Genomic DNA, 14744 nt, shown 5'->3' on the forward strand with positions numbered 1-14744 from the left:
ACCGCGGACGTGGCCCTCGAACTGCGCACCCCGGTCGGCGGTCTGCTGGCCGCCGCCGATCTGCTGCCCGCGGGTGAGACGGAGGATCTGCTGCGGGCCAGAGTGCGCGATCTGCGCGGCCTGGTCGAGGATCTCCTGGAGATCTCGCGCCTCGACGCGGGCGCCGAACAGCCGGTGCGCGCCCACGTCCCGCTCGGCGCGGTAGTCCGCGAAGCGGTGGTGCGCACCGGCCTGGACACCTCGGTCACCGTCACCGGCGATCCCCCGGCCGCCTCCCTCCAGGGGCACCAGGCCCGGACGGTGGAGACCGACCCGCGCCGTCTGGAGCGCATCATCGGCAACCTCGTCGTCAACGCCCACCGGCACGGCAGGGCTCCCGTGCAGGTCACCGTCGAAGGGCACACCGTCGTCGTACGCGATCACGGGCCCGGCTTTCCCCCCGACGTCCTGCGCGAGGGGCCGCGGCGCTTCCACACCGGCGCGGCAGAGCGCGGATCGGGGCACGGTCTGGGGCTGACCATCGCGCTGGGCCAGGCCCGGCTGCTCGGCGCCGAACTGCACCTGGACAACGCTCCGGACGGCGGCGCCCTCGCCACCTTGCGCCTGCCCGCGGCCACCGCGCAGCGCTCACGACCGCCGCACCTTTGAGCGGCCACCGATACCTCACGGCTCAGGCGCCGACACACTCCCCGGACACCCTTCGACGTGCACCTTCCGCACCGAAGAGGAGTCTTCCTGTGACCGCCGGACCCTTTGCCCCGCACGGATTCGCCCCGCACGACCTGCACGCGAGCACCGGGATCGCGGCCGCCACCACCGACCTGTCGAAGGTCTACGGCAGCGGCGACACCCGCGTGACGGCCCTTGACCGGGTCAGCATCGCCTTCCGGGAGGGCGAGTTCACCGCCATCATGGGCCCGTCGGGCTCCGGCAAATCCACCTTGATGCACTGCGCCGCCGGACTCGACTCCGTCAGTTCCGGCTCCGTACGCATCGGCACCACCGAGCTGAGCACGCTGAACGACCGGCAGCTGACGGAGCTGCGCCGGGACCGGATCGGCTTCATCTTCCAGGCGTTCAATCTGCTGCCGACCCTGACGGCCCTGGAGAACATCACGCTGCCGCTGAGCATCGCGGGCCGCCGCCCCGACGAGCAGTGGCTGCGGCGCGTGGTGTCCATGGTCGGTCTCTCGGACCGGCTCGGCCATCGTCCCGGGCAGCTGTCCGGCGGGCAGCAGCAGCGGGTGGCGGTGGCCCGCGCCCTGGCGTCCCGGCCGGGGATCATCTTCGGCGACGAACCCACCGGCAACCTCGACTCGCGGGCCGGGGCCCAGGTGCTCGGCTTCCTGCGTGATTCGGTGCGCGAGCTGGGCCAGAGCGTCGTCGTGGTCACCCATGACCCGGTCGCCGCCGGCTATGCGGACCGTGTGGTCTTCCTGGCCGACGGCCGCCTCGTCGACGAGATGGCCGACCCCACTCCGGAGCGCGTCCTGGACTTGATGAAGACGCTCGACTCCGGCCCGCGCACCAGCTGACGCGCCCTCACCCCGGCCGACCGCACCAGGACTCCCCTGCCCGGCCCGCACCCCACCCGCCATCCGCTCGCGCCCGTCGCGCCCGCCTCCCAGGATCCGCCCCGCATGTTCCGGACCTCTTTGCGCAACGTCTTCGCGCACAAGGCCCGCCTGGCCATGACCGTCCTCGCCATCTGCCTGGGTGTCGCCTTCGTCAGCGGCACCCTCGTCTTCGCCGACTCCTCGGCCGCGGCCTACCGCGCCGCCGCCACGCAGAACTTCGCCGGCATCGCCGTCAGCGTCACCCCGAAGGACCCGCCGCCGGGAACAGCCGTCGACCAGCGCTCCCCCGCGCTGGACGACGCCCTGGTCAGGAAAGTGGCGCGGGTGCCCGGTGTCGCCGCCGTACGCCCCACGGCCGACGGCTCGGCCGTCCTGAACGCGGCGGACGGCACCCCGCTGCGGACCGGCAAGGCATGGGCCAACCTGGGCGCGGCCTACGTACCGGGCACGGACGGCAAGGACAGCCGCTATCCCCTGCTCGACGGCCGTGCCCCGCGCGGCAGCGGCGAGTTGGCCCTGGACCGCGGGACGGCAGCCGCCGGGCACCTGCGCCCGGGTGACCTGGTCACGGTGGCCACCGACGGCCCGGTCATGAAAAAGCGACTTGTCGGCATCGTCAGCACGAAGGACACGCGGGTGACGGCCGGCGGCACCCTCGCCCTGTTCGACAAGGCCGGCGCCCAGCGGCTGTTCGCCTCTCCCGGCCACTACACCGGCATCGATGTGTCCGCCGCCGCCGGCACCGACCCCTTCGAGCTGTCCCGGCGGATCGAAGCCGTACTGCCGGCCGACCGGGCCGAGGCCATCACCGGCAGCGCGCAGGCCGCCCAGCAGGCGACGAACATCGACACCATGACCCGCGGCTACGAGAAGATGCCCATGATCTTCGCCGGGGTCTCGCTGTTCATCGGCTCGTTCCTGGTCGTCAACACCTTCACCATGCTCGTGTCCCGGCGCATCCGGGAGATCGCGCTGCTGCGGGCGATCGGTGCCGGGCGCCGCCAGGTGGTCCGCTCCCTTCTCCTGGAGGCCCTGCTGATCGGCCTTGCCGCGTCGGCGGCCGGTTTCCTGCTCGGCCTGGGCATCGCCGCCGTACTCCCGGACGTCTTGGGCGCCGGCGGGGACACCCTGCCCGACGGGCCCCTGGTGATCGGGGCGCGTCCCGTCCTCGCGGCGCTCGGCGTGGGGGTGGGCGTGACCGTCCTGGCCGCCTGGCTGCCCTCGCGCAAGGCGGCCAAGGTCGCCCCCGTCGAGGCGATGCGGGTGGCCGAGCAGCCGCCGTCTGCCGCGCGATCCCGCCGGCGCGGGGTGCTGGGGCTCGCCCTCCTGGCCCTCGGGGCCGGACTGCTCATCTCGCTCACCGGGGCCGAGGACGCCTCGGAGGAGAACCTGCAGAGCGCGCTGCTCGGATGCGCCGTCCTGGTCGCCGCTCTGATCGTCCTGGCGCCGCTGCTCGCCGCCCCGGTGATCCGCCTGTCCGGACGCCTCACCGGACGCTTCGGCGTCATCGGCCACCTCGCCCGCGAGAACGCGCTGCGCGATCCGCGGCGGACCGCCGCCACCGCCGCCACTTTGATGATCAGTACGGCGCTGGTCGCCGGGCTCGCCGTCATCGGCAACTCCACCGGGCAGGCCCTTGACCGGCAGACCGCAGCCGGTCTCGGCGCCGACTACGTCATCGGCACCCGCACGCCCACGACCGGCATCGACCAGGCCGCCGTGCGGCGGGTCGCCGACACCCCCGGGGTGCGGTCCGCGGCCGCGGTCTCCGACTCCACGCTGTTCGCCGGCGGACGCGTCCAGGAGATCTCCGGCGTCGACCCGCAGGACGCCGACGCCACCATGAAGCTCGACTTCGTCAGCGGCTCCCTCAAGAACCTCGGGCCGGGCCGCATCGCCCTCTCCGCCACCCTGGCCCGCGAACTCGGCGTGAGCGCGGGCGGCAAACTCACCGCTTCCATGGGCCGCGCCCAGAAGGCCGGGCCGTACACCGTGGCGGGCATCTACCGGGACAACCCCACCGCGCACGACGCGCTGGGCGCCCGCGGCGAAGTCCAGCACCACAGCTACAAGCCGGGCTCCGTGCAGCGCATTCTGGTCCGCACCGAGGACGGCGCGACCGCACGCACCCAAGAGCAGCTGCGTAGCGCCGTCGGCAACAGCCCGCTGCTGAAGGTGCAGGACCGCGAGGAACTCGTACGCGAGGCGGCCGGCGCCGTGGGCAACCTGCTGACGCTGATGTACGGGCTGCTGGCCATCGGGGTCGTGATCTCCGCGCTGGGCATCGTGAACACCCTGGCCATATCGGTCGCCGAGCGCACCCGCGAGATCGGTGTCCTGCGTGCCATCGGCATGGGCCGCTCCGCGATCCGGCGGATGATCCGCCTGGAGGCGGTGACCGTGGCCGCGTTCGGCACCCTGCTCGGCCTGGCGGGCGGGGTGTTCGGGGCATGGGCGGTCGGCGCGCTGGCCAACGGGGCGATGGAGCAGTACGCACTGTCCCTGCCGTGGGGCACGCTGGTGCTCGTATGCCTGGCATCCCTGGCGATCGGCACGCTCGCGGCCGCGCTGCCGGCCCGCCGGGCGGCTGCGCTCAGCCCGCTGGAGGCCGTCTCGGAGGGCTGAGGCGGCGCGCCTGCGGGCCGGAGGGACCCTGCGCGTGTCAGGCAATGCGCGCGTCAGGCAGTGGGCAGCGGATCCAGCACCGCGCCGGGGTTGAGGATCCCGGCCGGGTCGAGGACCTTCTTGCCGGCCCGCAGGGCGGCGGCGAAGAGATCGGGGCACTGCTGGTCGTACCAGGGCCGGTGGTCGCGGCCCACCGCGTGGTGGTGGGTGATGGTGGCGCCCGCCGCGATGAGCGCCCCGGAGACGGCGTGCTTGATCTCGTCCCACTGCTCGACGGTCCGGCCCCACCGGCCCGCGGCATAGATGCCGAAGTACGGCGCGGGGCCGTCCGGGTAGACGTGGGTGAACCGGCAGGTCACCACGCCCTCCGCGCCCACCTGGCGCATGGCGTCCCTGGCGGCGTCGTCGACGGCGGCGCGCACGGCGTCGAAGCGGTCCCAGGTGCAGGCCGTCTCGAAGGTTTCCACGATCATGCCCCGGGCGGCCAGAGCGTCCCGCTGGTAGGGCATCCGCACGAACGAGGAGCGCCAGGCGTCGGCGGCCGCGGTGCGCGCGGCCCGGCCGGTGCTTTCGGTGTAGCGCGCCGGCTCGTCCAGGGTTCCGCCGTGGTCACGGCACAGTTCCAGCGCGCGGTCCATCCAGGCGTCGACGGGGTGGTCCGCGGATTCGAAGCCGAGGACCAGGACGGCGGTCGCGGAGCCCGCGTTGATCAGGGCCTCCATGGGGTCGAGGAGGCGGCAGTTGGCCGGGTTGAGGCCCGACTGGGACAGGGCGCGCACCGCTCGCACGCCCGCGTCGTACTGCGCGAAGGCGACCGAGGCGCCCGCCCGCCACCGCGGCCGGTCCTGCAGGCGCACCCAGGCCCGGGTGATCACACCGAGCGAGCCCTCGGAGCCGAGGAACATGCGGTCAGGTGAGGGTCCCGCGCCCGAGCCGGGCAGGCGGCGCGATTCGACGATGCCGGAGGGTGTGACGACCCGCAGTGATTCGGTGAGGTCGTCGATGTGGGTGAGATGGGTGGCGAAGTGGCCGCCGGCCCGGGTGGCCAGCCAGCCGCCGAGACTGGAGAACTCGAAGGACTGGGGGAAGAACCGCAGGGTGTATCCCCGGGGCCGCAGTTGCTCCTCCAGGTGCGGGCCCAGGACACCGGCCTGGACGAGGGCGGCCCGGCTGGTGGCGTCGACCTCGAGCACCTGATCCATCGACGTGAGGTCGAGGCTGACCGCTCCGGTGTACTGATCGCCCACCCGGGGCTCGACGCCGCCCACCACCGAGGAGCCGCCGCCGAAGGGTATGACCGCGATGTTCGCCTCGTGGCACCAGTCGAGCACATGGACGACCTCGCTCTCCGAGGTCGGGCGTACCACGAGGTCGGGCACGTGGGGCAGCCGGCCGAGCAGGGCCCGTACGACATCGCGGAAGGCCTGCCCGTGACTGTGCGCCAGACGGTCGCGCACGTCCGCGGAGACGAGCGCGGACAGGGCATCGGGCGCCTTGATCCTGCTCGCTCCCACGCCGAACACCTCGAGCGCAGGGGCCTCGTGGACGGTCAGGTCCGCGTTCGGCAGCATTCTTGCGGTGCGGCGGGTGAGCTCCTCGCCTTCCGTTCCGGCTACCGCGTCCTCGACGTTTCCCCAGCCCCACCACGAACGCGTCTTGCCCTTCATGGCCCGCACCGCCCATCTGAACGCAGGGTAAGTTACCTGGCGGTCACCTTGGCATAGGGTACGGACATGGGCAAGCAAGAGGCGGGCACGCGCGGCGTCGGCACCAAGGGAATGCCGCGCAAGGAGCGGGAACGGCTGATCCTGGACGCGGCGGCCGACGAGTTCGGCAGGCAGGGCTACGCGCGCGGGTCGACCGCACGGGTGGCGGCGCGGGCCGGCATCACCAAGCCCATGATCTACGAGTACTTCGGCTCCAAGGACGGCCTCTACCTGACCTGCCTGAAGCACGCGGGGACGCGCCTGGTGACCGCCGTGGACAACGCGCAGGAAGGCCCCTCGGACCTCACGCGCGCCGCGCGCACGCTCGCGGCCGTCTTCCACACTCTTGAGTCGCGGCTGCACGACTGGGAGTTGGTCTACGACACCACGCTTCCGGCAGAGGGCGAACTCCACGCGGCGGCCACCGTCTACCGGCGCGAGCTCAACCGTCTGGGCGCGGTCGGCGTGGGCGAGTTCCTCCGTTCCGCCCCGGCCGACGACCCGCTCGACGCCGACCTCGCCACACATCTCTGGTACGGGACGGTGAGCGCCGCGGTCGCCTGGTGGCGCCACCATCCCGAGCAGAACGCCGCCCAGATGACGGCCCGCTTCGCACGGATCGTCGCCAGGCTCGGCCCCGAAGGCTGAACCGGAGCGGGCCAGGGTGCGGACCACGGCAGCACCGCCAACACTCACGCTAAAGCTGAGGTTGAGGGATGAGGGTCAAGTCACTCGATATGGCCATCATTCCTCGTTCACCCCCTGCGCCCCTCCTTGCCGGCACCGGCCCCGGGCTCATCGGCGTGGCCGACGTGCGAGACCGGAGGTCTTGAGCCCGTTCAGGAGGGTGAGCAGGACCGCCAGGCGGTGGGCGCGCAGTCGCTCCGCCGCTTTCGGCTCCCCTTGCGGCACGCCCGACTGACTGAGCGCCTTGCGGGTCGCGTGTGCGGCGAGAAGCCCCAGGAGCAGCCGCGTCAGGGCGCGGCTCACGGCCGCGCAGGCCAGGAGCCACAGGGCCCAGCCGGTACTGGAAGCGAGCATCGTCGTCCCGCCCTTCTACGATTCCTACGAGGGAGGTGAGCTGCCCGGTGTACCGCCCTTGCCCGCGCTCCGATGCCCCGCAGGAGCGTGGAGTTGCCAGGCGCGAGGCGCGCACCTGCCACCTCCACGCACCCGGGGGGTTGTTGGCCTTGAGCACGGCCGAGAGCATGCGCGCATGAAGAACAGGGACGACAGCGATGCCCCGGACGACCAGCACGAGCCGCGCACGCACCGCAGGAAGCGGGACCTGCCCTTCCCCTACAACCAGGACCTGTCGGGGATCCTGCCGCGCCTGAACCGGCGAACCGTCTGGGGTCGCGCCCGGCTGGCGAACCACCGTGTGACGGCATCGCTCCTGGCCGCCGGGATGCGGCTGCTCGAACAGCACTTCGGGCCGTGCGCCGAGCGGCCGGTCACCAGCAAGAGCCTGCTGCTCGGCCCGTTGTCGCAGCGCGGCGTGGCCGAGGCATTCGGTCACAACCCCGCGCCGTTCGACCGGCACGGAGATGGCGCCGGATTGCTGCGGGACCGCTGGACGCCGTACTCGAACTTCATCGTCGATCTGATCAACTTCGCGGTGTGGAAGGAGAACTACCGCCCGGAGTTCCGCACCCACCGCGACGCGAACACCAGGCGCCTTGTGCACGGGCGCGACGGCCGCGACTTCGTGCGCGCCGTCCACGACATCGCCCACCGGCACACCACGGAGGGGATGGACCTGCCCTCCGTACGTCTTGGTCTGGCCCTGATGACGGTGGCCGACGCCGACGAGGAGATCGCACGGATCACCTCCGGCATCTACGCCGCCTACCTGGGCTCGTGGAAGGAGCTGTACGCCGCGGTGCTGCGGGAGCGCGGTCTGCGCCTGCGCCCGGGGCTCACCCTGGACGACCTGGCCGACGCGCTCTCGGCGGCCAACGACGGCGTGACGCTGCGCGCCCTGGGCGATCCGGCCTCCGGTGTCGTGGACGACGCTCGCCGGCGCTCCCTGACCGGCACCATCACCCTCGCCGTCATCCACGCCTTCCTCGAACCGGAGGACGGAGCCGACGGCCTGTCCCTGGAACAGGCCGTCGCCTCGCGCTTCGGCGGGCGCGGGTAGAACTCATCTGATGTCTCATCTGATGTCCGCGAGGAACGGAACGATGGCGTCGACGAAATGATCGTTCCGGTCGCCGGCCACCATGTGTCCCGCACCGGCCACGTCCACGCGCCGCGCACGGGGGACCCGGTCGCAGAACTGCTCGGCGATGTCCTCGCGCAGCACGTCGCTGAGCCGGCCGCGGACGAGCAGGATCGGCACGGCTGCGCGGCGCCCGGCCGCCAGCAGGCGGTCCGCCATGCCCGGCGGATCCATCCGGTCCTCGAAGGCGGCGAGCATCCGGGGATCCCAGTGCCAGACCCACCGATCGCCCTGACGCCGCAAGTTGTGCGCCATTCCCGAAGAGCCGGAGCCAGCGCCTGCGCCGGAGTCCGCCGGACGGGAGCGCTGCGGCAGGTGGGCGCGGGCGGCCGCGACCGCATCCTCCACGCTGGCGAAGCCTTCCGGGGCGCGGCGCATGAACTCCGCGATACGGCGAAACCCACGGGGATCGGGCCGATGGGCGACATCGACCAGTACGAGAGCGCGCGCCGCGGCTCTCGGTGCTTCCCCGGCGGCCAGCAGCGCACTCAATCCGCCCAGCGAAGCGCCGATGAGCACAGGTCGGCCGCCGAGTTCGGCGACCAGCGCGCGCACGTCGTCCGCGAACAGGCCGAGGTCGTAGCCGTGGTCGGCGGCCGGCCATCCGCTGTGCCCGTGCCCGCGCAGATCCGGGGCGATGACGTGCCATCCCAGTGCGGCCAGCCGCGGGCCGGTGCGGCTCCAGGCGTGCCGTGTCTGACCGCCGCCGTGCAGCAGGACCGCTGTGGGCCAGGTCGCCTCGCCCCATACGTCCGCCGCGAGCACCACCCCGTCGGCACCCGCGAAGGTGCGCCGTTCCCGCCGCACCACGGTCACCGCCCTGCCCCCGGACGGCGCAAGGGCGCGAGCAGCTTCTCGCGGCAGGGATCCGCAGCCGCCGCGGCCAGCGCGACGTCCAGCGCGAACAGCGCGTGCGACAAGAACCGGTCGTCGTCGATGAGGGCAGCCACCCACTGGTGCAGCGCGCCCACACACGCGGCGCCGACAACCGCGGCCAGCGCGTCCGTGTCGACATCCGTCCGCAACAGGCCCCGGGCCTGCGCCTCCCCCATCGCCGCGCGCAGCCGGCTGAGCGGACCGTGGTCGAGCGCGAGACCGCTGTGCTGCCAGGCACGCACCATGCGGCGTGACACCACCGGATCGCCGACGAACAGGTGCACCGTCGTACGGACGACGACGTGCGGGTCACCGGCCCCGAGGCCGGACAGGCGGTGCTCGAGGTCCGCCGTGAACCCGGCCGCAAGTGCCTGCCAGATCCGCTCGCGCGACCCGATCAGGTTGTAGACGGTGGCCGGAGCGACCCCCGCACGCTCGGCGATCCGCTCGACGCCGACCGCCGACTCCGGGCTCTCCCGCAGGAGTTCACGCAGGGCGTCCAGGATGCGCGCACGTCGCTGCGCCTTGTGCCGCTCGCGTAATCCGTCACCGGTCACCGGCATCCCCACTCCGCCCCTGGTGCCCCAGAGACTTCTCTGACTTTGAGGCTTCCCCAACTTAGAGACCTCTCCAAGTTAGGGAGGCGCCCGGAGGCAGGCAAGCAGCGGGACAGAGCGAAGAGGGTCCCGGGGTGGGGGCGGGCCGCGGCGTGCCGGTGCCCATCCGGCCGCCGCGCATGGTGGGCACCTGCACATGGCCGGGGCGTTCGACCGTCCCCGAAGCTGAACGTCCACGAGCGACGCACCCCCGCAACCGCTGAGCGGCGGCGTGCGCACCGCTTCCCCGCCCTCACGGCCTGCTGCGCGCGTCCGCGCCCGCGGGAAGGACTCCCATGCCCACACCCTCCGAAGCGGTCCACTCGATCGCGACCCGCAGGGCGATGCGCCGGCTGCTGCCGCTGCTCGGTCTGGCGTACTTCATGTCGTACGTGGACCGCACGAACGTCGCACTGGCCAAGACGCAGCTGGAGGCCGACATCGGCGTCAGCGCCGCCGCGTACGGGCTCGGCGCGGGTGTCTTCTTCATCAGTTACGCGCTCCTGGAAGTGCCCAGCAACCTGGTGCTCTACCGGGTGGGGGCGCGGGCCTGGATCGCGCGCATCGCGGTCACCTGGGGTCTGGTGTCGGCGGCCATGATGTTCGTCCAGGGCGAGGCCTCCTTCTACGCCCTGCGGTTCGCCCTCGGCGCCGCCGAGGCGGGCCTGTACCCGGCGCTGATGTACACCGTCACGCTCTGGTTCTCCCAGGAACACCGCGTCAAGGTCGTCGGCCTCATCTACACCGCGCCCGCGGCCGCGACCATCCTGGGCGCCCCGGCCGGCGGCGGACTCATGGCACTCGACGGTGTCGCCGGGCTCCAGGGATGGCAGTGGATGTTCCTGGTCGAGGGCCTGGTGACCGTCGCCGTCGGCGCCCTGGTGTGGATCGCCCTGCCCAGCCGCCCGCAGGACGCCCGCTGGCTCTCGCCGGAGGAGGCCACCGCCCTCTCCGGGCGCGCCGCGGGCAGCGAGCCCTCGCCGCACCGGCTGCGCGGCAACTTCAAGCTGGCCTTCGGCCGCCCGGTGGTGCTGCTGCTCGCCGCCACGTACTTCGTGAACCAGCTCGTCACCTCCGCCATCGGCTTCAACCTGCCGTCCATCGTGGAGGGGCTCGGCGTCGAGGGTTCCCTGAACATCGGCCTGGTCACCGGCAGCATGGGCGTGGCCATCCTCGCCGGAGTCCTGTTCTTCCCCTGGCTGCACGGCCGCATCGGCAACGACACCGGGCTCATCGTCCTGTGCGCCGTCGCCGGGACCGCCGCCATGGGCGCCTATCTGCCCACCGACTCCGTAGGGGCCCGCTACGCGCTGCTGTTCGCCGCCAACTTCTTCCTGACCGGCACGCTGCCCCTGTTCTGGTCCGTGGCGATGTCGCGGATGTCAGGTCTGATGGCCGCCGTGGGCCTGGCCTTCATCAATACAGTCGGGCTGCTGGGCGGCTTCTTCGGCCCGATGGTCTTCGGCCTGATCGAGGGGCGTACCGGCAGCGACCGCACGCCGTTCGTCTTCGTCGTCATCGCGGGCCTGGCCGGTATCGCCCTGGCCGCCCTCCTCAAGCGGACCGTGGGCCGCGAGGGCGGGGGCCTGCCCGCCCGGATCCCGGCGGCCGTCGCCGACTGACCCGGCGCCGGCCGGCGCTTGCTGTGCGGCTGCCCAACGCCCGATCCGGCGGCGTGGGCGGCCGCACGATTTCAGCCACCGCGGCGGATGTCTATCCTTCGGCCATGAACGCCGCGATGCACTCCGCCACGAACGAGGAGCTGGCGCTGCGCCGCGAGCTGGCCCTGACGCTGGTCGAGGACATCGACGGGCTCGTCGACAAGCTGGCGGCCGACATCTGCGCCCACAGCACGACCTACGCCAGCGGCAGCCCGGTATCCCGCGAGGATCTGCGCCTTGTGCTGCGCGGCAACATGGAGCTGGCCCTGCACGAGTTCGGCGGGATGGCCACCGATCACCGCTTCGAGACGGTCGCGGCCGAGAACGGGCGGCTGCGCGCCGAGCAGGGCATGCCGCTGGACACCGTCCTGCGGGCCTACCGGCGCGGCGGCCGGGTCCTGTGGCAGGCGATGGCCGACTGGATGCGCGACCGCTCGCCCGCCCAGCAGCGCCTGGTGGGCGACATGGCCGGCGCGGTGTGGGAGACCATCGACCGCTTCTCCTCCGCGATGGCCGACGCTTACCGGCTGCGCACCCTTGAGCTGCTGCACCGCGAGACATCGCGGCGCGGCGCCCTGTTCGAGGCCCTTCTCGACGGCCGGGGCGGCGACCCCGCGGTGGCCTCCGCGGCGGCCACCGCCCTGGGGGTGCCCCGCCACGGCCGGTACGTGGTGGTCGTCATCGCCCAGGACGCCCTGGACCCCGGCTCTCCGCCCGATCCCGGCCCCGCCCTGGAATCGCTGGGCATGTGGTCGTTCTGGCGGCCCCGCGCGGAGATGGTCGCGGGCCTGGTCCGGGTCAGGGCGGCCGACTCCGCCCTGCTGGCCGACGTACTGCGCGGCCAGGGCGTCTGCCGGGCCGGGATTTCACCGCCCTTCGAGGAGCTGCCCGCCGCCGCCCAGGGGCTGCGGCTGGCCCGGCGCGCCCTGGACACGCTCCCGCCGGGCGGCGGCGCGGTCGCCTCCCTCGACGAGCGCCTGGTGCACGCCGCTCTCGGCGCCGAGCCGGAGATCGCCGACCGGCTTTCGCTGCGCTACCTCGACGCGGTCCTGCGCAGCGGCGCCGAATGCCCGGTGCTCCTGGAAACCCTTGACGTGTGGCTCGACTCGGGCTGCTCCGCGTCCGCCGCCGCCACGCGCCTGTTCTGCCATCGCAACACCATCCTCAACCGCATCAGCCGCGTCGCGGAACTCACCGGCTGGCCCGCCGACTCCGGCGAGGCCCGGCTCGGCTGGGCGCTGGCCCTGCGGGCCCTGGAGCTGGAGCGCTGACCACGGGCGTCCGCCCCGGCGCGCGCGGTGCCGCTGCCCACCGCGGACACGGTGACGTTGGGCCCTTGCACATGGCCCCGCGCCCGCGGGGTGCCAGAAGCTGAGGCCGTCGGACACCACCGTTCGTACGCGCAAGGGAGCAACCGTGCAGTTGAGCGTCGCCAGCATCCTCAAGGAATCCGCCGTCCGCCATCCCGACCGGATCGCGGTCGTCGACGGCGACGTCCGCGTCTCCTATAGCTCGCTGTGGCTGGACGTCCTGCGCTTCGCGGGCCGGCTGCGCGCCCGGGGCGTCGGGCCGGGGGTCCGGGTGGCGCTGCTGCTGCCCAACACCGCCGACTTCCCGCGCGCCTACTACGCGATCCTCGCGGCCGGCGGCACGGTCGTGCCCGTACACGCGCTGCTCGTGGCCGACGAAGTGGCCTACGTGCTGCGGCACAGCGGCTGCCGGGCGATCGTCACCGCCGGGCCCCTCGCCGCCGTCGCGAAGGAGGCGGCCGCCGAGGCGGGCGTCGACGTGCTGGAAGTGACCACCGACGGCGAGCCGTTGGAGAGCGTCGAGCCGCGCGACGCGCAGGACACCGCCGTGATCCTCTACACCAGCGGCACCACCGGCCGCCCCAAGGGCGCCCTGCTCACCCACGGCAATCTCGTGCTGAACGCCGGCGTCTGCGCCCAGGACCTGTTCGCCCTCACCCCCGACGACGTGGTCCTGGGCTGCCTGCCGCTGTTCCACAGCTTCGGCCAGTCCTGCGCGATGAACGCCGCCCTGCGCGCCGGGTCCGCCCTGGTGCTGTGCGCACGGTTCACCGGCCCGGGCGCCCTGGAGCTGATGGCCGCCGAGGGCGTGAGTGTCTTCATGGGCGTGCCCACCATGTACCACGCCCTGACCGAGACGGCAGAGCACGGCGCAGACCGCCCCGGCGGCCTCCGGATGGCCGTCTCGGGGGGCGCGGCCCTGCCCACGGCCCTGCTCGAACGCTTCGAGGCCGCCTTCGGCACCGTCGTCCTGGAGGGCTACGGGCTCACCGAGACCTCACCGGCCGCCCTGTTCAACCAGCTTGCCACCGGCCGCCGCCCCGGCACGGTCGGTCATCCCATCTGGGGCGTGGAGGCGGCCGTCGCCGATGCCGATGCCGAGGACCGGATCGTCCTGCTCGCACCCGGTGAGGTGGGCGAGGTGGTGCTGCGCGGCCACAACATCTTCGCCGGATACCTCGATGACCCGGCGGCGACCGCGGCCGCCGTCGTCGACGGCTGGTTCCGCACCGGCGATCTCGGAAGGCATGACGCCGACGGCTATCTGAGCATCGTCGACCGCAAGAAGGACCTCATCATCCGCGGCGGCTTCAACGTCTATCCGCGCGAGGTCGAGGAGACCCTGGCCCGCCATCCTTCCGTCGCCCGGGTCAGCGTCCTTGGCCTGCCCGACGAGGCCAGGGGCGAGGAGATCTGCGCGGCCGTCGTCCTGCGCCCCGGCGCCACCGACACGCCCGAGGACATCGTCGCCTGGGCACGCGAGCATCTGGGCAGGCACAAGTACCCGCGTGTCGTGCGCCTGTTGGACGACCTGCCGCTCGGCCCGAGCGGCAAGATCCTCAAGCGCGAGCTGAAGGAGACCTGCGCGTGAGCGTCGTCGACACCACGTCCGGCCCGGTGCGCGGCACCCTCGAGGACGGCATCGCCGTCTTCCGCGGCATCCCCTACGCCGCCGCCCCCGTCGGCCCCCTGCGCTTCGCTCCCCCGGCACCCGTTGCTCCAGGGGAAGACGTCCTGGAGGCCACCGCCTTCGGACCCACCGCCCCCAAGAATCCCTACTCGCCGCCCCTGGACGCGATCCTGCCCGACCCCGACATCCCCGGCGGCGCCTGCCTCAACCTCAATGTGTGGACTCCCGCGCCCGGCGACGGCGCCCGTCCGGTCATGGTGTGGATCCACGGCGGTGCCCTGCGCAACGGCTCGTCCGCCGTGCCCATGTACGACGGCCGGGCCTTCGCCCGCGACGGCGTCGTGCTGGTCTCGCTCAACTACCGCCTGGGCATCGAAGGATTCGGTGTCTTTCCCGACGCCCCGGCCAACCTCGGCCTGCGCGATCAGATCGCCGCGCTGGCCTGGGTGCGCGACAACATCCGCGCCTTCGGCGGCGACCCGGACAACGTCACCGTCTTCGGCGAGTCCGCCGGCGCCATCAGCATCGCCGCCCTGCTG

Annotated in this window: 13 protein-coding genes; 9 read left to right on the top strand and 4 right to left on the bottom strand. The window is 72.8% G+C overall.

Features of this window, described 5'->3' with window-relative positions; genetic code table 11:
- From ACQKIP_RS20095 to ACQKIP_RS20105, 3 genes are all read left to right on the top strand, one after another.
- The coding region (locus ACQKIP_RS20095; RefSeq protein ID WP_427743625.1) for a sensor histidine kinase at positions 1-648 on the top strand (648 nt) is incomplete at its 5' end.
- Positions 649-782: 134 nt separating this feature from the next.
- The gene (locus ACQKIP_RS20100) at positions 783-1535 is read left to right on the top strand and encodes an ABC transporter ATP-binding protein (RefSeq protein WP_365857120.1); all 753 of its coding nucleotides are present in this window, start codon (positions 783-785) and stop codon (positions 1533-1535) included.
- 105 nt (positions 1536-1640) lie between these two features.
- Positions 1641-4202, top strand: coding sequence for an ABC transporter permease (locus tag ACQKIP_RS20105; RefSeq protein ID WP_365856752.1), 2562 nt, complete (start codon positions 1641-1643; stop codon positions 4200-4202).
- A 53-nt stretch (positions 4203-4255) separates the two neighbouring features.
- On the opposite strand, the gene ACQKIP_RS20110 is transcribed toward ACQKIP_RS20105, so the two are convergent.
- Complete coding sequence (locus ACQKIP_RS20110) at positions 4256-5869, bottom strand: FAD-binding oxidoreductase (protein WP_365856750.1); 1614 nt, start codon at positions 5867-5869, stop codon at positions 4256-4258.
- A gap of 66 nt (positions 5870-5935) precedes the next feature.
- Here ACQKIP_RS20110 and ACQKIP_RS20115 point away from each other — a divergent pair, with 66 nt between their 5' ends.
- Positions 5936-6556 (top strand): TetR/AcrR family transcriptional regulator, encoded by a 621-nt coding sequence (locus tag ACQKIP_RS20115; RefSeq protein ID WP_365856748.1) that lies wholly within the window; start codon positions 5936-5938, stop codon positions 6554-6556.
- Between the two features lie 147 nt (positions 6557-6703).
- Here ACQKIP_RS20115 and ACQKIP_RS20120 read toward each other — a convergent pair whose 3' ends face one another.
- Entirely contained in the window at positions 6704-6949 is a 246-nt protein-coding gene (locus tag ACQKIP_RS20120; RefSeq protein WP_365856746.1) for a hypothetical protein, read from the bottom strand.
- 175 nt (positions 6950-7124) lie between these two features.
- Here ACQKIP_RS20120 and ACQKIP_RS20125 point away from each other — a divergent pair, with 175 nt between their 5' ends.
- Entirely contained in the window at positions 7125-8051 is a 927-nt protein-coding gene (locus ACQKIP_RS20125) for a hypothetical protein (protein ID WP_365856744.1), read from the top strand.
- Between the two features lie 15 nt (positions 8052-8066).
- Here the strand turns inward: ACQKIP_RS20125 and ACQKIP_RS20130 are convergent, their stop codons facing one another.
- Both ACQKIP_RS20130 and ACQKIP_RS20135 read right to left on the bottom strand, forming a co-directional pair.
- On the bottom strand, positions 8067-8948 hold the full coding sequence (locus tag ACQKIP_RS20130) for an alpha/beta fold hydrolase (protein ID WP_365856742.1): 882 nt from the start codon (positions 8946-8948) through the stop codon (positions 8067-8069).
- The gene (locus ACQKIP_RS20135) at positions 8945-9571 is read right to left on the bottom strand and encodes a TetR/AcrR family transcriptional regulator (RefSeq protein ID WP_365856740.1); all 627 of its coding nucleotides are present in this window, start codon (positions 9569-9571) and stop codon (positions 8945-8947) included. Before ACQKIP_RS20135 ends, ACQKIP_RS20130 begins: the two co-directional genes overlap by 4 nt.
- Positions 9572-9900: 329 nt before the next feature.
- Here ACQKIP_RS20135 and ACQKIP_RS20140 point away from each other — a divergent pair, with 329 nt between their 5' ends.
- From ACQKIP_RS20140 to ACQKIP_RS20155, 4 genes are all read left to right on the top strand, one after another.
- On the top strand, positions 9901-11226 hold the full coding sequence (locus tag ACQKIP_RS20140) for an MFS transporter (RefSeq protein WP_365856738.1): 1326 nt from the start codon (positions 9901-9903) through the stop codon (positions 11224-11226).
- 104 nt (positions 11227-11330) lie between these two features.
- A complete protein-coding gene (locus ACQKIP_RS20145; protein ID WP_365856736.1) occupies positions 11331-12536 on the top strand; it encodes a PucR family transcriptional regulator in 1206 nt (401 codons plus the stop codon).
- 145 nt (positions 12537-12681) lie between these two features.
- Positions 12682-14166, top strand: coding sequence for a long-chain-fatty-acid--CoA ligase (locus tag ACQKIP_RS20150; RefSeq protein ID WP_365856734.1), 1485 nt, complete (start codon positions 12682-12684; stop codon positions 14164-14166).
- On the top strand, positions 14163-14744 hold a 582-nt coding region (locus ACQKIP_RS20155), incomplete at its 3' end, for a carboxylesterase family protein (protein WP_427743631.1). The genes ACQKIP_RS20150 and ACQKIP_RS20155, both read left to right, overlap by 4 nt.

Source organism: Streptomyces sp. NPDC059900, from assembly GCF_050270335.1.
In the GTDB taxonomy this organism is placed as follows: Bacteria; Actinomycetota; Actinomycetes; order Streptomycetales; family Streptomycetaceae; genus Streptomyces.